The organism is Pseudomonas sp. LBUM1674, assembly GCF_059695635.1.
The window spans coordinates 1,877,477-1,897,110 of the sequence record NZ_CP166779.1 but is presented as its reverse complement, the minus strand read 5'-3'; the positions used below and the strand labels follow the sequence as shown (position 1 = coordinate 1,897,110).

The following is a 19,634-nucleotide window of genomic DNA, read 5'->3' as shown; positions in this document are numbered from 1 at the left end:
GTGACCGAGTTGAGCCACAATGGTGTGAACGACTCGAAACCCTGTGGGAGCGGGCTTGCTCGCGAAAGCGGTCTATCGGACTACGAATACCGCAACGCTGTAGCCGGCTCGATCTTCGCCGCACGCCAGGCCGGGTAAACGGTGGCGAGGAAGCTCAAGATGAAACCGGCCGAGCAGATCAACAACACATCCGCTCCCTGCAATTCGGACGGCAGGTTACTGACAAAATACACATCGGAACTGAAGATGTGCTGCCCACTCACCCGCTCCACCCAGCCCACCAACTCGCTGACGTTCAACGCCGCAATCACCCCGAGCACACCACCGATCAAGGTCCCGACGACCCCGATCACCGTGCCCTGGACCATGAAAATCGCCATGATCTGCCGGGGGGTGGCACCGATGGTGCGCAGGATCGCAATGTCCGCGCCCTTGTCGTTCACCACCATGATCAGGGTCGCGATGATGTTGAACGCCGCCACGGCGACGATCATCAGCAACAGCAGGCCGATCATGGTTTTTTCCATCTTCATCGCGCTGAACAGACTGCCCTGGGTGTGGGTCCAGTCGTCAGCCCGGTAGGCGCTGCCAAGACCCGCAGCCACCTCGCTGGAGACGGTTGGCGCCGCGTACAAATCCTTTACCGCCAGGCGCACGCTTTGCACCTGATTCGGTTCCCAGTGCTGCATCTGCGCGGCATCGGCCAGGTGGATCAGCGCCATCGAACCATCCAGCTCGGCACCGACCTTGAACACGCCGACCACGTTCAGCCGCTGCATGCGCGGGGTGATCCCGCCCGGCGCGGTGCTGACTTCCGGCACGATCAGGGTGATCTTGTCGCCGACGTTCAAGCGGAAGCGCCGCGCCGTGATCTCGCCGATCACCACGCCGAACTCGCCCGGTTTCAAGGCGTCGAGGCGACCCTGGACGATGTGCTGGGCGACGATCGAGACCTTGCCTTCCAGCGCCGGATCGACGCCGCTGACCTGGATCGGCTGCATCGTGCCCTTGTAGGACAGCATGCCTTCCATCTCGGTGAACGGCACCGCCGCGGTCACTTCGGGATTTTTCATCGCTGCCGCGGCCACCGGCTGCCAGTCATCGATCGGATTGACGCCGACGATGGTCGCGTGGGGCACCATGCCGAGGATGCGCGAGCTCATTTCGCGCTGGAAGCCATTCATGACTGACAGCACCACGATCATCGCCAGCACGCCCAGGGCGAGGCCGATCATCGAGGTCATCGAGATGAAGGAAACAAAGCGATTGCGGCGCTTGGCGCGGGTATAGCGCGCGCCGATGAAGATCGATAACGGTCTGAACATTCGCAGGGGCACCGTATAAAAATAAAAGACCCGACGCACCGTTCAGTGACGTCGGGTTGCGGCCAGTCAGATGGGCGTCAGGTAACCTTCCTGCAGGTGCAGGACGCGATCCATCTGGCGAGCCAGGTTCATGTCGTGGGTCACCACCAGGAACGCGGTGCGCATCGACACGCTGAGTTCCAGCATCAAATCCTGAATGCCCTGGGCGGTGTGGGAGTCGAGGTTGCCGGTCGGCTCGTCGAGCATCACCAGGCCGGGCGTGTTCACCAGGGCACGGGCGATGGCCACGCGCTGACGTTCGCCACCGGACAATTCGGCCGGTTTGTGTTCCAGGCGATGGCCCAGCCCTACCCGCTCCAGCAACGCCGTCGCCCGTTGACGCGCTTCTGGAATAGCCGTCTTGCCGATCAGCAGCGGCATGCAGACGTTTTCCAGCGCGGTGAATTCCGGCAGCAAATGGTGGAACTGGTAAACGAAACCCAGTGACCGGTTGCGTAGCAGGCCACGGGCCTTTTCGTTCAACGCCGACAGCTCTTCACCGGCCAGCCAGACGCTGCCCTTGGTGGGCGTGTCGAGGCCGCCCAACAGATTGAGCAAGGTACTTTTGCCCGAACCCGAGGTGCCGACAATCGCCACCCGCTCACCCGGGTGCAACTCCAGTTGCAGACCGGCCAGGACCTCGACCGATTCCGGGCCTTCCTCGTAGGATTTGCCCAGGTTGCGGCAGCTCAAGATTGCTTTATCACTCATGCCCGACTCACTCATAACGTAGCGCCTCCGCAGGCTGGGTGCGCGCGGCACGCCAGGCTGGATACAGGGTGGCGAGGAAACTCAGGACCAACGCGGCGGCGCAGACCATCAATACATCGTCGCTCTGCACTTGCGACGGCAGGTAATCGATGAAGTACACATCGGCGTTGAGAAACTTGTGGCCGATCAAGCCTTCGAGGGCCGAGATCGCGGCGCTGACATTCAGCGCGGCGAAGATCCCGACCACGGCGCCGATCAGCGTCCCGACCACACCAATCACCGTGCCCTGCACCATGAAGATCGCCATGATCGAACCCGGCGTGGCGCCCAGGGTACGCAGGATCGCGATGTCGCCCTTCTTGTCGTTCACCACCATCACCAGCGTGGAAATGATGTTGAACGCCGCCACGGCGACGATCAGCAGCAACAACAGGCCGATCATGGCTTTTTCCATGCGGATCGCCTGATACAGATTGCCGTGGGTGCGGGTCCAGTCCCGGGCGTAGTAATGATCTTCGCCGAGCTGCTGGGCGATGTTCCACGCGGTGCGCGGCGCCTGGAACAGGTCGTCGAACTTCAAGCGGATGCCCTGCACCTGGTCCGGCTTCCAGCGATGCAGCCTGGCCAGGTCCTGCAGGTTGGTCACGCCCAGGTAGCCGTCGATCTCACCGGCGCCGACATGGAAGATGCCGACCACGGTAAAGCGTTTCATGCGCGGGAACATGCCGGCCGGGGTCACGGTGACCTCAGGCGCGACGAAGGTCAGCTTGTCGCCGATGGCCGCACCGAGCTTGGCCGCCGCCTTGTCGCCGATGACGATGCCAAAACTGCCGGGCGCCAGGGCGTCGAGTTGGCCCTGCTGCATGAACTTGTCGATGATCGACACCTGCCGTTCCAGCGCCGGATCGATGCCATTGAGCAGGACCTTGGAGACCTTGCCCTTGTTGGTCAGCAACCCCTGCATCTGGGTGAACGGCGCCACGGCCGTCACCTGCGGGTTCTGCTGGACCTTGGCGGCCAGGCTCGGCCAGTCGTTGATCGGTTCACCGGACTCGATGGTCGCGTGGGGCACCATGCCCAGCACGCGGGTGCGCATCTCATGATCGAAGCCGTTCATGACCGACAGCACCACGATCATCACGACCACGCCGAGGGCGAGTCCAATGATCGAGGTCAGGGAAATGAAGGATACAAAATGGTTGCGACGCTTTGCACGGGTATAACGCGTGCCAATAAATACGAAGAGAGGTCTGAACATGTCGGGGCTTGTTCGGAGGGAAAAGGAACGTCCTTGTGGCGGGGGTCGATAACCAGCTTTACACTCAGACCACCGCCGCTACCATGGGTTCGCCATGTCGACATTAGATGAAGAAGATCGCCGCGAATACTACCGTATCGAGGACACGATCGCACTGGAAATTCGGCCTCTGTCTGCCCCCGAAGCCTTCGGCCAGGAAGTGTTGCAGGATGCTTCTCCGCTCTTCAACTTGCTCAGCGAACTGCACCTCAGCGAATTCGAGTCGCAACACTTGCTGCGCCAGATCAGCGAGCGCGACCGTCACCTCGCGGCGTTCCTCAAATCCCAGAATAAACGCATCGATCTGCTCAGCCAGGTGATCGCCATCACCGTGCTCGGGCAGATCGGCGAGCCGCAGCCGGTGATCATTTCCGAAGGCGGCATCGACTTCCAGCATCCGACACCCTTTGCCGCTGGCACACACCTGTCGATCAAGCTGGTGCTGATGCCGCAAGCCCTTGGCCTGTTGCTGCGGGCTCGCGTCACCCATTGCAACCCCAAGGGCGACGGCTACGACATCGGCACCGAGTTCCAATACCCGACCGATGCCCAGCGGCAGTTGCTGGCCCGCTACATCTTGCAGAAGCAGGCCCAGGAACGACGCCTGACCCGCGACCAATCAGAATCAGGCATTTAATTTAAGGAAGAACCGTGACCCTCATCTACGGCCATCGCGGCGCCAAGGGCGAAGCACCGGAAAACACCCTGACCGGCTTTCAGGAATGTCTCAAGCACGGCGTGCGCCGCTGCGAACTGGACCTGCACCTGTCCATGGATGGCGAGTTGATGGTCATCCACGACCCGACCCTCAAGCGCACCACCGACCGTCGCGGCAAGGTGGTCGAGCATACCGCGGCGCAGCTGGTGACCTACGACGCGCGCCAGGGTGGCCCGGGCTGGATCAAGCCCTGCCCGATCCCGACACTGGAAGCGTTGTTCGAGCAATGCGATTTCGAACACTGGCAGCTGGAGGTCAAGAGCGCTTCACGCACCCGCGCCGTGACCACCGTGCTGGCGATTCGTGAAATGGCTCAGCGCCATGGCCTGCTGGACAAGGTGACGATCACCTCGAGCTCGCGGGAAGTGCTCAAAGCCGCGTTGGACCTGGTGCCGGACGTGTCCCGCGGACTGGTGGCCGAGTACGCCTGGCTCGACCCATTGAAGGTCGCGCAAAGCTATGGCTGTGAGATTCTGGCGCTGAACTGGACCCTGTGTACGCCGGAACGCCTGCAGAAGGCACAGCGTCAGGGGCTGCATGTGTCGGTGTGGACAGTCAACGAGCCCGCGCTGATGCGCAGGCTCGCCGACTTCGGCGTTGACAGCCTGATTACAGACTTTCCCGGTTTGGCCAGCGCCACGCTCGAGAATTGCTGAAATCGGTCTCCCCGGCCGGCTCAGGCCACCGGCCGGAGCCGCTCAAAAAAGCCGGTTGAGGCCATCGTAGGCGGCGACCCGATAGGCTTCGGCCATGGTCGGGTAGTTGAACGTGGTGTTGACGAAGTACTTCAGGGTATTGAGGTCGCCCGGCTGGTTCATGATCGCCTGGCCGATGTGCACGATCTCCGACGCCTGATAACCGAAGCAGTGCACGCCCAGTACCTCCAGGGTCTCGCGGTGGAACAGGATCTTCAGCATGCCCTGGGGCTCGCCGGCGATCTGTGCCCGCGCCATGCCCTTGAAGAACGCCTTGCCCACTTCGTACGGCACCTTGGCCTGGGTCAGCTCCTGCTCGTTCTTGCCGATCGAGCTGATCTCCGGAATGGTGTAGATGCCGGTCGGCACATCGTTGACGAAGCGCCAGCTATGGTTGTCAACGATGCTGCCAGCGGCCGAACGACCCTGGTCGTGCGCGGCACTGGCCAGGCTCGGCCAACCGATCACGTCACCGGCGCCGTAGATGTTCGGCTTGCAGGTACGGTAGGCCTCGTCGACTTCGATCTGGCCGCGGCTGTTGACCTTCACGCCGATGTTTTCCAGGCCCAGCTGATCGGTGTTGCCGGTACGGCCGTTGCACCAGAGCAAGGCGTCGGCCTTGATCTTCTTGCCGGACTTGAGGTGCAGGATCACGCCGCTGTCAACGCCTTCGACGCGGTCGTATTCTTCGTTGTGGCGAACCGTGATGTTGTTGTTGCTGAAGTGGTAACTCAGGGCCTGGGAAATTTCCGAGTCGAGGAAGCTCAGCAACTGACCGCGGTTATCCACCAGCTCGACCAGCACCCCCAGGCCGCTGAAGATCGAGGCGTATTCGCAACCGATCACCCCGGCGCCGTAGACGATGAGTTTGCGCGGGGTGTGGCCGAGGCTGAGGATGGTGTCGCTATCGTAGATGCGCGGGTGGTGGAAATCGATGTCCGCCGGACGATACGGGCGCGAGCCGGTGGCGATGATGATGTGCTTGGCCACCAGCTTCTCGACCACGCCGTTGCCGCAGACGACTTCGATGGTTTGCTCGTCGGCGAAGCTGCCGGTGCCGAAGAATACGTCGACGCGGTTACGGGCGTAGTAGCCGGTGCGCGAAGCGACTTGTTTGGAAATGACTTTCTCGGCGCTTTTCAGCACGTCCGGGAACGAGAACCAGCGCGGCTCACCAATGGCCCGGAACATCGGGTTGGTGTTGAACTGCATGATCTGCCGGACCGAGTGACGCAGTGCCTTGGACGGGATGGTACCCAGGTGGGTGCAGTTGCCGCCGACCTGGCGACGGCTATCGACCATCGCCACCTTGCGCCCTGCCTTGGCGGCGTTCATTGCCGCGCCTTCTCCCGCCGGGCCGGAACCCAGTACCACCACGTCGTAGTTGTAGACAGCCATGCGTACTCCTCAGAACAGGCCGCGGCGCCCTCGGCACCTGCGGCTAAATCACGCCGGTCTGCGGCGTGAAGGAACAATTTGGGGCCAGTGCAGACCCGGGACACAGTCTATAGAAGCGTCAACGCCGGGCACATTAACCCTTGGTCGCGTCGTAGGCTACTTTTGCCTGCACTACAACGCCAGTTTTCAATGCGCGAATCGCTGTAATCACTCGGTCTTTGCACCGCTCAGGCGCTCAAAAGCCTGATTGGTTCGAATGACAAAACCGCTATCGGCACGCATCACAAAGAATGCACCGATAGCGTGTTTTTCGGCGTAGTCCCAACCGCGTACCGGGCCGAGAATCAGCAACAGGGTGGATAAGCCATCGGCCATCAACGCTGAAGGATGAATCACCGTGACTGACGCCAGGGTGTGTGAGACCGGTGCTCCCGTGCGGGCGTCGAAGGTGTGGGAATAGCGCTTGCCGTCCTGCTCGAAATAGTTCCGGTAATCACCGGAAGTGGACACACTGTAGCCGTCGACGGCAAGGATTCTTTGCGCGACCTGGTGATCATCCCGAGGCTCCTCAAGGGCGATGCGCCAGGGTGAGCCATCGAGTTTCTTGCCGGCCGCCTTGAGTTCGCCGGTGGCCTCGGCGAGGTAATTGTGGATGCCCATCGCGTCGAGCCTGGCGGCAATGGTGTCGACGGCATAGCCGGCGGCGATGCTGTTGAAGTCGACTTCGACCGCGGCGTCCTTGCACAGCTGATCGCTTTCGATGCGCAAATGTTGGTAACCGACACGCTGCCGCACGTCGGCCAGCGCCTGGGCGGAAGGGACTTTTTCCCCACGGCCTTGCGGGCCGAACCCCCAGAGATTGAGCAAGGGTTCCACCGTCAAGTCGTAGGACCCTTCGCTTTGTTCCGACAATTGCTCGGCCACACGGACCAGCTTGAGAATCGGCGCGGGCATTGTCTGGCAGCGATGGGCGGGTAGCGCGTTGAAGCGCTCGATGGCGGAGTCGCTGCGGTAGGTCGACATTTGCTGATCGACTTGCGCGAGGATCTTTTCGACCTCGACCCGGACCTCTGCCGGCGCCGCAAGACCGGCCTGGCGCAGGTAGGTGATCGAGTAAGTGCTGCCCATGGTCGGGCCGCCGAAGCTTTCCATGGAGTCGCCGTTGCCGCAGCCGGACAATGCGCCAACCAGCATCACCATTGCAATCAGCCGCCCATTCAACAACACCTGCATCTCCTGAAGCCCCCCCGACACAATGCCAAGGCCAGCCATTATGCGATAGAAACTGTGGGAGCGAGCCTGCTCCCACAGGGTTCAGCGGCGCTTACACAAGATCGTTCCCACGCTCTGCGTGGGAACGATCACCCCACAAACAAAAACGCCCCGACCAAAGCCGGGGCGTTTTCATGTGCCGCTAGTGCTTAGCGCGGAAACGCTGGCGGGTTTACCCCAGCCATGTCTTCCATCACACGCACCACCTGGCAGCTGTAACCGAACTCGTTGTCGTACCAAACGTACAGTACAACGCGGTTGTCCTGAACGATGGTCGCTTCAGCGTCCACCACGCCTGCGTGGCGCGAGCCGACGAAGTCGGTGGACACCACTTCCTGCGAATTGACGTAGTCGATTTGCTTATGCAGATCGGAGTGCAGCGCCATGTAGCGCAGGTACTCGTTCATCTCTTCACGGGTGGCGGCTTTCTCAAGGTTCAGGTTGAGAATGGCCATCGACACGTTCGGCGTCGGAACACGGATCGCGTTACCGGTCAGCTTGCCGGCCAGCTCAGGCAGGGCCTTGGCAGCAGCGGTGGCGGCACCGGTCTCGGTGATCACCATGTTCAGCGCGGCGCTACGGCCACGGCGATCACCCTTGTGGAAGTTGTCGATCAGGTTCTGGTCGTTGGTGTACGAGTGAACCGTTTCCACGTGACCGTTGATGATGCCGAACTTGTCATTCACAGCCTTCAGCACCGGCACGATGGCGTTGGTGGTGCAGGAAGCGGCGGACACGATCTTGTCGTCAGCAGTGATTTCGCCGTGGTTGATACCGTGAACGATGTTCTTCAGCTTGCCTTTACCAGGCGCGGTCAGGACCACGCGATCGATACCCGGGCAAGCCAGGTGCTGGCCCAGGCCGTCAGCGTCACGCCATACACCGGTGTTGTCCACCAGCAGCGCGTCTTTGATGCCGTACTGGGTGTAATCCACTTCAGTCGGGTTTTTCGCGTAGATAACCTGGATCAGGTTGCCGTTGGCGGTGATGGTGTTGTTGGCCTCATCAATGGTGATGGTGCCATCGAACGGACCATGCACCGAGTCACGGCGCAGCAGGCTGGCACGCTTGACCAGATCGTTCTCGGCGCCCTTGCGGACCACGATGGCGCGCAGACGCAGGCCGTCGCCACCACCGGTTTTCTCGATCAGGATACGCGCCAGCAGACGGCCGATACGACCGAAGCCGTACAGGACAACGTCGGTACCGGTACGGCCGGAACCGTTTTGCTTGCCGACCACATCGGCCAGTTCGTCACGGACGAACTCTTCGGCGCTGCGGCCATTGCCTTCGGCCTTGAACTTGACGGCAAGCTTGCCCAGGTCGACCGAAGCGGCGCCCAGTTTGAGCTCGCTCATCGCCTTGAGCAGCGGGAATGTTTCGTGGACGGACAATTCGCTGTCATCGGACTGGCGATGACGGGCAAAGCGGTGAGCTTTGAGAATCGCGATGACTGAACGATTGATCAGGCTGCGGCCATAGATCGAGCTCACCACGTTGTTATTGCGGTAGAGCTGACCGATAAGCGGAATCATCGCTTCTGCGAGTGCTTCACGGTCGATCCATTCACCAAGACACTGGTCGGGCTTCTGAGTCACGGGAACCTTCCACATGTAGGGGCAGAAAAAAGGGGCTACATTATGCCGCCGAGTGGCTCCCGTAGCAATGCGCGCCTGTCGCGCAACCAGTAACAACTTTTCCTTCAAAAAAATCACGCGTCGCTCGAGCCCAGTAAAACCGCGGGTTGCAGCCGAGTCAAATTTTTGGAGACAGCGCTGCCTTGTCCGTAACCATCCGTAACACTGGTCCGTTTTGCCACTACATAATCCGTCATTTTTACTGAAAAACGGCCCGATTTTGTCTTTACCACTACATTTGTCCCCGCTGCGTAATAGACACAGTCTGCAACTGACAGCCGGCACCCGGGACCGTTACAATTACCGACTTTGTCGCAACGCTTGGAGCTCAACCTTCCGTGCCCGTTCTGCGTCTACCGCTTCTCCCTGCCGCGGCAGGTAAACAGCACTGGGGCAACCTGCCCGGTGCCGCCCTGAGCCTGGCCATTGCCGAGGCTGCCAGCGCAGCCAAGCGCTTTACCCTGCTCGTGACCGCCGACAGCCAAAGTGCCGAACGGCTGGAACAGGAGCTGAGTTTCTTCGCCCCGGATTTGCCTGTGCTGCATTTCCCGGACTGGGAAACTTTGCCCTACGACCTGTTCTCGCCGCACCAGGACATCATTTCCCAGCGTATCGCCGCCCTTTACCGGCTGCCGGAGCTGAGTCATGGCGTGCTGGTGGTGCCGATCACCACGGCCCTGCATCGCCTGGCGCCGACCAAGTTCCTGCTCGGCAGCAGCCTGGTGCTGGACATCGGCCAGAAGCTCGACGTCGAGCAGATGCGCACCCGGCTTGAAGCCAGCGGCTATCGCTACGTCGATACGGTGTACGAGCACGGCGAATTCACCGTTCGCGGCTCGCTGATCGACCTGTTCCCGATGGGCAGCAAACTGCCCTATCGCATCGATCTGTTCGACGACGAAATCGAGACCCTGCGGACCTTCGATCCGGAAAACCAGCGTTCCATCGACAAGGTGGACACCGTTCGCTTGTTGCCGGCGCGAGAGTTTCCGTTGCAAAAGGATGCGGTCACGCGCTTCAAGGCGCGGTTCCGCGAGCGCTTCGATGTCGACTTCCGACGCTGCCCGATCTTCCAGGACCTGAGCAGCGGGATCACCCCGGCCGGTATCGAGTACTACCTGCCGCTGTTCTTCGACGAAACCTCGACCCTCTTCGATTACCTGCCCCAGGACACCCAGGTGTTTTCCCTGCCGGGCATCGAACAGGCGGCGGAAAACTTCTGGAACGACGTGCGCAATCGTTATGAAGAGCGCCGCGTCGATCCGGCCCGTCCTTTATTGCCACCCGCCGAGCTGTTCCTGCCGGTGGAAGACTGCTTTGCGCGCCTGAAGGCCTGGCCACGGGTGGTCGCCAGCCAACAGGACGTGGAAACCGGCGTCGGCCGCGAACGCTTCCCCGCTCGCGAGCTGCCGAACCTGGCGATCGAAGCCAAGGCCAGCCAGCCGCTGGCGGCGCTGGCCGGTTTCCTCGACGAGTTCCCCGGGCGCGTGCTGTTTACCGCCGAGTCCGCCGGGCGTCGCGAAGTGCTGCTGGAATTGCTCGAGCGCTTGAAGCTGCGCCCGAAAACGGTCGACAGCTGGCCGGATTTTGTCGCGAGCAAGGAGCGTCTGGCGATCACCATCGCCCCGCTCGACGAAGGCCTGGTGCTCGACGACCCGGCCCTGGCCCTGGTCGCCGAAAGCCCGTTGTTCGGCCAACGCGTGATGCAGCGCCGGCGTCGCGAGAAACGCGCCGATGCCAACAACGATGCCGTGATCAAGAACCTCACCGAGCTGCGCGAAGGCGCGCCGGTGGTGCACATCGACCACGGTGTCGGGCGTTATCTGGGCCTGACCATTCTTGAGATCGACAGCCAGGCCGCTGAATTCCTGACCCTCGAATACGCCGAAAACGCCAAGCTGTACGTGCCGGTGGCCAACCTGCACCTGATCGCCCGCTACACCGGCAGCGACGATGCCTTGGCCCCGCTGCACCGCCTCGGCTCCGAGACCTGGCAGAAAGCCAAGCGCAAAGCCGCCGAACAGGTGCGCGACGTGGCCGCCGAGTTGCTCGACATCTATGCCCGCCGCGCCGCTCGCGAAGGTTATGCCTTCGAAGATCCGAAAGCCGATTACGCGACCTTCAGCGCCGGCTTCCCGTTCGAAGAAACCCCGGACCAGCAAACCACCATCGAAGCGGTGCGCAGCGACATGCTTGCGCCCAAGCCGATGGATCGCCTGGTCTGCGGCGACGTCGGTTTCGGCAAGACCGAAGTGGCGATGCGCGCGGCGTTCATCGCGGTGCACGGCGGTCGGCAGGTGGCGATCCTGGTGCCGACCACCCTGCTCGCCCAGCAACACTACAACAGCTTCCGCGACCGCTTTGCCGACTGGCCGGTGACCGTGGAAGTAATGAGCCGCTTCAAGTCGACCAAGGAAGTCAACGCCGCGGTCGCGGACCTGGCCGAAGGCAAGATCGACATCGTCATCGGCACGCACAAGCTGCTGCAGGACGACGTGAAGATCAAAAACCTCGGGCTGGTGATCATCGACGAAGAGCACCGTTTCGGGGTCCGCCAGAAGGAACAGCTCAAGGCCCTGCGCAGTGAAGTCGATATCCTGACCCTGACTGCGACGCCGATTCCGCGCACGCTGAACATGGCGGTGTCGGGCATGCGCGACCTGTCGATCATCGCCACGCCGCCGGCCCGTCGCCTGTCGGTGCGCACCTTCGTCATGGAGCAGAACAAGAGCACGGTCAAGGAAGCCCTGCTCCGTGAGCTGTTGCGTGGCGGTCAGGTCTACTACCTGCACAACGACGTGAAGACCATCGAGAAATGCGCCGCCGACCTCGCCGAACTGGTCCCGGAAGCGCGGATCGGCATCGGCCACGGGCAGATGCGCGAACGTGATCTCGAACAGGTGATGAGCGACTTCTACCACAAGCGCTTCAACGTGCTGATCGCCTCGACCATCATCGAGACCGGTATCGACGTGCCGAGCGCCAACACCATCATCATCGAGCGGGCCGACAAATTCGGCCTGGCACAGCTGCACCAGCTGCGCGGCCGGGTCGGCCGCAGTCACCACCAGGCGTATGCTTACCTGCTGACCCCGCCGCGCCAGCAAATCACCCCGGACGCGGAAAAGCGCCTGGAAGCCATCGCCAACACCCAGGACCTCGGCGCGGGCTTCGTGCTCGCCACCAACGACCTGGAAATCCGTGGCGCCGGCGAATTGCTCGGCGACGGGCAGAGCGGGCAGATCCAGGCCGTCGGTTTCACCCTGTACATGGAAATGCTCGAGCGCGCGGTGAAATCGATCCGCAAGGGCGAACAACCCAACCTCGATCAGCCGCTGGGCGGCGGTGCGGAAGTCAATCTGCGGGTACCGGCGTTGATTCCCGAAGACTATCTGCCGGATGTACACGCGCGTCTGATTCTGTACAAACGCATTGCCTCGGCCACCGATGAGGATGGCCTCAAGGACCTGCAAGTGGAGATGATCGATCGTTTCGGCCTGTTGCCGGAGCCAACCAAGAACCTGATGCGCATCACTGCGCTGAAATTGCAGGCCGAGCTGCTGGGCATCAAGAAAGTCGACGGCGGCCCGCAAGGCGGCCGGATCGAGTTCGCCACGCAAACCCCGGTCGACCCGCTGACCCTGATCAAACTGATCCAGAGCCAGCCCAAACGCTACAAATTCGAAGGCGCGACGATGTTTAAATTCCAGGTGCCGATGGAAAGCCCGCAAGAGCGCTTTAATACTGTAGAGGCGCTGTTCGAGCGCCTCATTCCGAAAACTGCTTGAAGGACGCCGCATGCGCCTGTTCCACTCGCTGACCTTGTTGATGACGCTTTTGATGTCGCTGCTCGTCCCTACGGCACTTGCCGATGATCTGTATCAGGTCGAAATGATTCTGGTGCGGCAAAACGCGGTGCCTGCCATTGTCAGCCGCGCCGCGCCGGAAGACTGGGCTGCCGGCGCCCAGCGCATCAATCCCGACAGCTTTCGCACGCCGAGCCTCAATCCCGAAGTGGAAAAGCTCACCGCCAGCAACGACTACACGGTGTTGTTGCACAAGGCGTGGCAGCAGAACCTCGGTGAAGAAGCCACCAAGGTCGCGATCAGCGAGGGTGCGGAACAGTTCGGCCAGTTCCCGATCGAGGGCACGTTGAGCCTGAAACTGGGGCGCTTTACCGACGTCGACGCGGATTTCTGGGTCAACCAGATCGACGCCAGCGGCATGGTCACTGCCAGCGAACGCCTGAAGCAGGAAAGCCACACCAAGAACGGCCAGCTGAACTTCCTCGACAACGGCCACCTCGGCCTGCTGATCAAGATCACCTCGTTGACCGCCCCTGCGCCTCGGCCAGTCCCCGATGAAATTCCGGACTGATCGACGTCCTTATGTCCCCGACCCTGAGCAAACCCCTGGCACCTTCCTGGGTCAGCCGATTCAAGGAACAGAGCCTGGAGCGTGGCCGCCGCTACGCACTGGAAAATCGCGTCAGGATTGTCGAGGCCGGCGACGCCACGATCATCGCTGCCTGCGAAGGCTCTGGCGGTAACGTTTACCGTCAGACCATTCGCCTGCGTGAGTCGGCCAAAGGCACATTGCTGATGATCGACGCCCATTGCACGTGCCCGGTCCACAGCAACTGCAAACATTGCGCGGCGGTGCTGCTGCAAGTGCAGGAAACCCTCGCCTACCCGGCTGCGGCGAAAGACGCCGAGCTGCTGGAAAAACTCCAGGCGGTGCTGGAAAACCGCAGCCCGAAAGCGCCGCAAGTGCTGGTGGACAACGTGCAACCGGTGCCGCGCCTGTGGCTGGCGAGCGTCGAGTTCAGCGCCTTCGAACCGCGCAACGGCAAGATGCAGCGCTACATCCAGCATCGCGCCGCGCTGTCTTTCAGCTACCTGGATGAATACGTCAGCGGGCAGAAGAACGCCGATGTGCTGATTCGCCAGGAAACCCAGACACTGCGGATAAAACGTCATCCGGAAATTGAACAGCCCTACAGGGAACAGTTGCGAATCCTCGGCTTCAAGGTCGCCACCCGACAAAGCAAGGCCTTGCCGGAAAGCGCCGGCGAGCTGTTCGAAATGGTCAACGACAGCGCCTGGCTGACCTTCACCCTCAATGAGCTGCCGAAGCTGCGCACCCAGGGCTGGGAGTTGCAGATCGACGAGGACTTCGGTTTCGACCTGACCGCGGTGGACGACTGGTACGCCACGGTGGAGCAGGTGCCGGAACGTGACTGGTTCGACCTGGAATTGGGGATCATCGTCAACGGTGAGCGGCTGAGCCTGCTGCCGATCCTGTTGAACCTGATGCGCTCCCACACCGAGATCCTCAACCCCGAGCGACTGGCGCGACGGCGCGACGACGAGCTGATCCTGGTAAACATCCCCAATCGCCCGAACTCCGAGTACGGTCCATTGCAAGTCGCCCTGCCCTTCGGCCGTTTGAAACCGGTGCTGGCGACCCTTGGCGAGTTCTATCTGCAAGAGCCCGGCGAGACCACCCTGCGCCTGAGCAAGGCCGACGCCACGCGCCTCAATCCCCTGGAAGACCTGCCGCTGCTGTGGGAAGGTGGCGAACAGATCCGCACCTTTGCCCAGCGCCTGCGGGACATCAAGGATTACACCGCCACCGCCCCCGAAGACCTGAACGCTACCTTGCGTCCGTATCAGCTGGAAGGCCTGAGCTGGATGCAGTCGTTGCGCCAACTGGAAGTCGGCGGGATTCTCGCGGATGACATGGGGCTGGGCAAAACCCTGCAGACCCTGGCGCACATTCTCAGCGAAAAGAACGCCGGGCGTCTGGATCGGCCGTGCATGGTGGTGATGCCCACCAGCCTGATCCCCAACTGGCTCGATGAAGCGGCGCACTTCACGCCGCAACTCAAGGTGCTGGCGCTGTACGGCGCCAGTCGCAAAAAGCATTTCGACCAGCTGGCCGATTACGACCTGATCCTCACCACCTATGCGCTGCTGCCCAAGGACGTCGAGCGGCTCGCGGCGCAGCCGTTGCATGTGCTGGTGCTGGATGAGGCGCAGTACATCAAGAACCCCAACAGCAAGGCCGCCCAGGCCGCGCGCGAGCTGAATGCGCGCCAGCGCCTGTGCCTGAGTGGCACGCCACTGGAAAATCACCTGGGCGAGCTGTGGTCACTGTTTCACTTCCTGCTGCCGGGCTGGCTCGGCGACATAAAAAGCTTCAACCGCGATTACCGCGTGCCGATTGAAAAGCGCGGCAGTGAAGTCCGGCTGCAACACCTCAACGGCCGGATCAAACCCTTCCTGTTGCGCAGGACCAAGGAACAGGTGGCCACCGAGTTGCCGCCGAAAACCGAGATCATCCACTGGGTCGAACTCAACGAAGCCCAGCGCGACGTGTACGAAACCATGCGCCTGGCGATGGACAAGAAAGTCCGCGACGAGATCACCCGCAAGGGTGTGGCCCGTAGCCAGATCATCATTCTCGAGGCGTTGCTCAAGCTGCGCCAGGTGTGCTGCGATTTGCGCCTCGTCAACGAAGCCACCCTGCCCGCGCGCGGCAGCACCTCGGGCAAGCTCGACAGCCTGATGGAAATGCTCGAGGAGTTGTTCGAGGAAGGACGGCGGGTGTTGCTGTTTTCGCAGTTCACTTCAATGCTGTCGCTGATCGAAGCCGAGCTGACCAAACGCGGGGTCGACTATGCCCTGCTGACCGGCCAGACCCGGGACCGACGCACCCCGGTGAAGGACTTCCAGAGCGGCAAGCGTCAGATCTTTCTGATCAGCCTGAAGGCTGGCGGCGTTGGCTTGAACCTGACCGAGGCGGACACCGTGATTCACTATGATCCGTGGTGGAACCCGGCGACGGAAAACCAGGCGACCGACCGTGCGTATCGCATCGGTCAGGAGAAACCGGTGTTCGTCTACAAGCTGATTGCCCGGGGCACGGTGGAAGAGAAGATCCAGCACCTGCAGAAAGAAAAATCCGACCTCGCGGCCGGCGTGCTGGATGGGCGCAAGGCCGGGGACTGGAAGTTGCAGAGTGATGATATTGAAGCGTTGTTTGCGCCGTTGCCGGAGAAGCTGGAGAAGCGCTGAGATATTCCGCGCCTGGTAGATTGCATTCGCGAGCAGGCTCGCTCCCACATTGAATTTGGTTACCCGCAATATTGGGGACAACATCAAACCATTGTGGGAGCGAGCTTGCTCGCGATGGGGCCATTGCTGAAGAAACCCGCTATCAGGACTTGAGATTGGGCAGCGGTGCAAACAATGCCTCAATATCACTCTGCTCAAGCTTCAACCCACCCGTCGTCCCACCTTCAAGCACCGCTTCGGCCAGAACGGCTTTCTCCTGCTGCAACGCCTGTATCTTTTCTTCCACCGTACCCCTGGCAATCAGCTTGTAGACGAACACGGGTTTGTTTTGCCCGATCCTGTAGGCGCGGTCGGTCGCCTGGTTCTCGACCGCAGGGTTCCACCACGGATCGAAATGGATCACCGTGTCCGCCGCCGTCAGGTTCAGCCCGGTGCCACCGGCCTTCAGACTGATGAGAAACAACGGCACTTTACCGCTCTGGAAATCCTTGACCGGTGTGCGTCGATCCGTCGTTTCACCGGTCAGCAACGAGTAACCCAGGCCACGCTGCTGCAACTCTTCCTCAATCAAAGCCAGCATCGACGTGAACTGCGAAAACAGCAAAATCTTGCGGCCTTCGCTGAGCAGTTCTTCCAGCATCTCCATCAGGCTGACCAGTTTGCCGCTGCCCGAACGCAGGGCTTTGGCGGTGAGCGGCGTCTTGATCAACCGCAGATCGCAGCACACCTGACGCAGCTTGAGCAGCGCATCGAGGATGATGATCTGACTGCGCCCAACGCCACTGCGGGCAATTTCGTCGCGGACCTTCTTGTCCATCGCAACCCGCACGGTTTCATACACATCCCGCTGCCCGTCGCTGAGATCAACCCAATGCACAATCTCGGTTTTCGGCGGCAGTTCGGTCGCCACCTGGTCTTTCTTGCGACGTAGCAAGAAGGGTTTTATCCGAGCGGTCAGGTGTTGCATCCGCTCGGTGTTGCCATGCTTTTCGATCGGCGTGCGGTAGTCGCAGTTGAAGGTTTTGCTGTCACCCAGCCAGCCGGGCAACAGAAAGTGGAATTGCGACCACAACTCGCCGAGGTGGTTTTCCAGCGGGGTGCCGGACAGACACAATCGCTGGCGAGCCTGTAGATCACGGGCGGCTTGAGCGGCTTTGCTGACCGGATTCTTGATGTTCTGCGCTTCGTCGAGAATCAGCACGCTCCAGACTTGCGGCTGCAAAATCTCCAGGTCCCTAGGCAGCAACGCGTAGGTGGTCAGCACCAGGTCGTATTCAGCAAGGCTGGCAAAGTCTTTTTGCCGTGCGGCGCCATGCAGCGCCAGCACCTTGAGCTGCGGAGTAAAGCGCAGGGATTCGTCGAGCCAGTTGGGGATCAGGCTGGTAGGCATCACGGCCAGTGCCGGATGATCGAGCCGGCCGGCCTGTTTTTCCGTCAGCAGGTGAGCCAGGGTTTGCAGGGTTTTACCCAGGCCCATGTCGTCGCCGAGGATGCCGCCCACTTCCAGTTCGCGAAGGGTTTGCATCCAGTTCAGCCCTTCAAGCTGATACGGTCGCAGGGTCGCTTTCAACCCTTCGGGCGCCGGGACGTGAGCATGGTTCGACTCACGCATACGCTTCGCAAAACTGCGCAGTCGCTCACCGCCCTGCCACACCAATGGCACGCCTTCCAGCGCGCTCAGGCGCGCGGCATCCGGCAAACCCAGACGTAAGGTATCACCCAGATGGTCACCCAGGTACAACTCGCCCAAGGTGGCCATCAGCGGTTTGATCCGACCATAGGGCAGCGCGACTTTGCCATGGGGCTTGGCACCAAAACGCCCGTCGCCAAGTCCGATCAGCAACAGTTCATCATCGTTGCGTTGGGCCAAGCCTGGGTCCATCAACTGTGGCTGGCTGCGCAACAAATGCAGCAGGATGGGTAACAGACTGTGACGCTCGCCGTTGACGACGATACCCAGTTGCAGATCGAACCACTGGCGCCCCGACTCTTCCTCGACCTCTGCATACCACTCTTCTACAGGCTGCACGATGAAGTGAAAGTTTTCGCTGATATCGATCAGCCAGTTTTTCTGCCGCAGCGCCGGGACCCCGTCCTGCGCAAAGGCAAGCCATGTCGCATCATCCGGCAGGGTGAACATTTCGCCGGGACGGTCCAGACTGCTTTTGCGCGTAGCCTTTTTGAAACCGTGTTTTTGCAGCGCCTGGCGCAGGGCTTTTTCGGCGACCGGGTTGCGCTGGATACGCTGTGTTTCAGTCCCGGAAAGGATCAACACCTCCGGGTTCCTGTCCGACACTGGATGGCCGTTGTAGGTGAACGCCAACGCGGCGCGGTGCTCGGGTTCATGCTGCCAGCGGACGTAACGCTTGCCGCTGGCGAGCACCAGATGAGCCTGAGGGAAAACGCCCTCGATGACCCGTTCCGTCAACGTATGCGGCGGCGCAACTTGAGTCGCCGCTCTCATCCGATGGCTGAACTGCATGGCCTGGCGAGCCGGGATATCCGGGGCCAACGACAGGTGACACGCCAGTTTTTCATCCATCTCGCTGAACAGTGGCCCGATTTGCAGCCGCCCGCGATCCAGATAGTACAAGGGCTCTAGGGCCAGGATCGTTTCCACTGGCGCTTCGTCGCTGCCCCATTGCGGGCGGAAACTGCCGTTGGCTTGTTCGGCCCAGGCAAATTGACCTGTTCTGCGCATTCCTGACGTCAAGGGTTGCGACCGTTCGAGATCGAGGAAAAGACGCGAGGTCCGCAACAGCATCTCAATAAGCTCGGCGCCGCTGCTGCCTTCCAATGGATAGCCGGCGTAATACGCATGATGGGAGTGAACGGCGACTAACAGCCTGGCGATTCGAAGGTCGAGTTCCGTCAGGTAACCGGGTTGACGTATCAGCGTGTCCGACAGCGAGTACATCGACTTGATGTCTTGCAACACGCCACTCTTGAGTTGGCGGGCCTTGAAGATTTCAAGCGTCCATTTACCGGCAGTGGGTGTAGCCCTGAGTTTGTAAAACAGGCGCGTACTTGTCCCCTGTGCCGGCTCATCGGCGGGATTGCTTGTAGAAGGAATACCGTTGATCCAGCGCTCCAGCTCACGATTCAAGTGAACAGAAGCAGTACTGTCAGTCGCCGCGACAGGAAGGTCCTGCAGGTGATAGATAACGGTTGCGCAGTGTTTGCAATCGATCACTACGGGGCATGAGCAGGAGCAGTCCAGCTCAAAATCGCCATTGGTGTCTTCGACCAGTTCGATGTGCTGTTCGTAGACGTTACCTTGGGAACCCCTGCAGGTTGCACGAACCAACACATCATCAAGTTCGAGAATTTTTACCCGATGTTCTTGGGCGTATCTGCGCGCCTTATCCAGAGCGCGATGACTAAATTCTTCCGCCCATGGCAGCTGTTGAATTTGCTCAATAATTGCAGACATACACTCGATGCTTTTGAAGATGAATTAGTG

The 19,634-nt window shown here is 61.0% G+C and carries 12 protein-coding genes; 5 read left to right on the top strand and 7 right to left on the bottom strand.

Translation table 11 applies throughout. From position 1 onward, the window contains the following. Nucleotides 1–80: 80 nt before the first annotated feature. From ACA067_RS08805 to ACA067_RS08795, 3 genes are all read right to left on the bottom strand, one after another. Nucleotides 81–1,325 (bottom strand): lipoprotein-releasing ABC transporter permease subunit, encoded by a 1,245-nt coding sequence (locus ACA067_RS08805; RefSeq protein ID WP_497461416.1) that lies wholly within the window; start codon nt 1,323–1,325, stop codon nt 81–83. A 66-nt stretch (nt 1,326–1,391) separates the two neighbouring features. Beyond that, complete coding sequence (lolD, locus tag ACA067_RS08800) at nt 1,392–2,075, bottom strand: lipoprotein-releasing ABC transporter ATP-binding protein LolD (protein WP_497461415.1); 684 nt, start codon at nt 2,073–2,075, stop codon at nt 1,392–1,394. Nucleotides 2,076–2,082: 7 nt separating this feature from the next. Beyond that, nucleotides 2,083–3,333 carry a lipoprotein-releasing ABC transporter permease subunit gene (locus tag ACA067_RS08795; protein ID WP_497461414.1) on the bottom strand — a complete coding sequence of 417 codons (1,251 nt, stop codon included), beginning with the start codon at nt 3,331–3,333 and terminating at the stop codon, nt 2,083–2,085. Between the two features lie 94 nt (nt 3,334–3,427). Between ACA067_RS08795 and ACA067_RS08790 the strand changes: the two genes are divergently transcribed. Together ACA067_RS08790 and ACA067_RS08785 are read left to right on the top strand one after the other, a co-directional pair. Then, nucleotides 3,428–4,009 (top strand): PilZ domain-containing protein, encoded by a 582-nt coding sequence (locus tag ACA067_RS08790; protein ID WP_497461413.1) that lies wholly within the window; start codon nt 3,428–3,430, stop codon nt 4,007–4,009. 14 nt (nt 4,010–4,023) lie between these two features. Next, entirely contained in the window at nt 4,024–4,746 is a 723-nt protein-coding gene (locus ACA067_RS08785) for a glycerophosphodiester phosphodiesterase (protein ID WP_497461412.1), read from the top strand. 42 nt (nt 4,747–4,788) lie between these two features. On the opposite strand, the gene sthA is transcribed toward ACA067_RS08785, so the two are convergent. The 3 genes from sthA to ACA067_RS08770 all read right to left on the bottom strand — a co-directional run bounded on the left by sthA (nt 4,789) and on the right by ACA067_RS08770 (nt 9,068). Next, a complete protein-coding gene (gene sthA, locus ACA067_RS08780) occupies nt 4,789–6,183 on the bottom strand; it encodes a Si-specific NAD(P)(+) transhydrogenase (protein ID WP_150765124.1) in 1,395 nt (464 codons plus the stop codon). 207 nt (nt 6,184–6,390) lie between these two features. Then, complete coding sequence (locus tag ACA067_RS08775) at nt 6,391–7,377, bottom strand: FAD:protein FMN transferase (RefSeq protein ID WP_497462752.1); 987 nt, start codon at nt 7,375–7,377, stop codon at nt 6,391–6,393. Between the two features lie 227 nt (nt 7,378–7,604). Beyond that, entirely contained in the window at nt 7,605–9,068 is a 1,464-nt protein-coding gene (locus ACA067_RS08770) for a glyceraldehyde-3-phosphate dehydrogenase (RefSeq protein ID WP_497461411.1), read from the bottom strand. Between the two features lie 362 nt (nt 9,069–9,430). Here ACA067_RS08770 and mfd point away from each other — a divergent pair, with 362 nt between their 5' ends. From mfd to ACA067_RS08755, 3 genes are read left to right on the top strand one after another with little or no spacing between them, the layout of a single operon-like run. Continuing rightward, the gene (mfd, locus tag ACA067_RS08765) at nt 9,431–12,880 is read left to right on the top strand and encodes a transcription-repair coupling factor (RefSeq protein WP_497461410.1); all 3,450 of its coding nucleotides are present in this window, start codon (nt 9,431–9,433) and stop codon (nt 12,878–12,880) included. Nucleotides 12,881–12,890: 10 nt separating this feature from the next. Then, complete coding sequence (locus ACA067_RS08760; protein WP_497461409.1) at nt 12,891–13,469, top strand: CsiV family protein; 579 nt, start codon at nt 12,891–12,893, stop codon at nt 13,467–13,469. An 11-nt stretch (nt 13,470–13,480) separates the two neighbouring features. Continuing rightward, on the top strand, nt 13,481–16,171 hold the full coding sequence (locus ACA067_RS08755) for an SNF2-related protein (protein ID WP_497461408.1): 2,691 nt from the start codon (nt 13,481–13,483) through the stop codon (nt 16,169–16,171). A gap of 142 nt (nt 16,172–16,313) precedes the next feature. Here the strand turns inward: ACA067_RS08755 and ACA067_RS08750 are convergent, their stop codons facing one another. After that, complete coding sequence (locus ACA067_RS08750; RefSeq protein ID WP_497461407.1) at nt 16,314–19,604, bottom strand: DEAD/DEAH box helicase; 3,291 nt, start codon at nt 19,602–19,604, stop codon at nt 16,314–16,316. Nucleotides 19,605–19,634 lie beyond the last annotated feature (30 nt).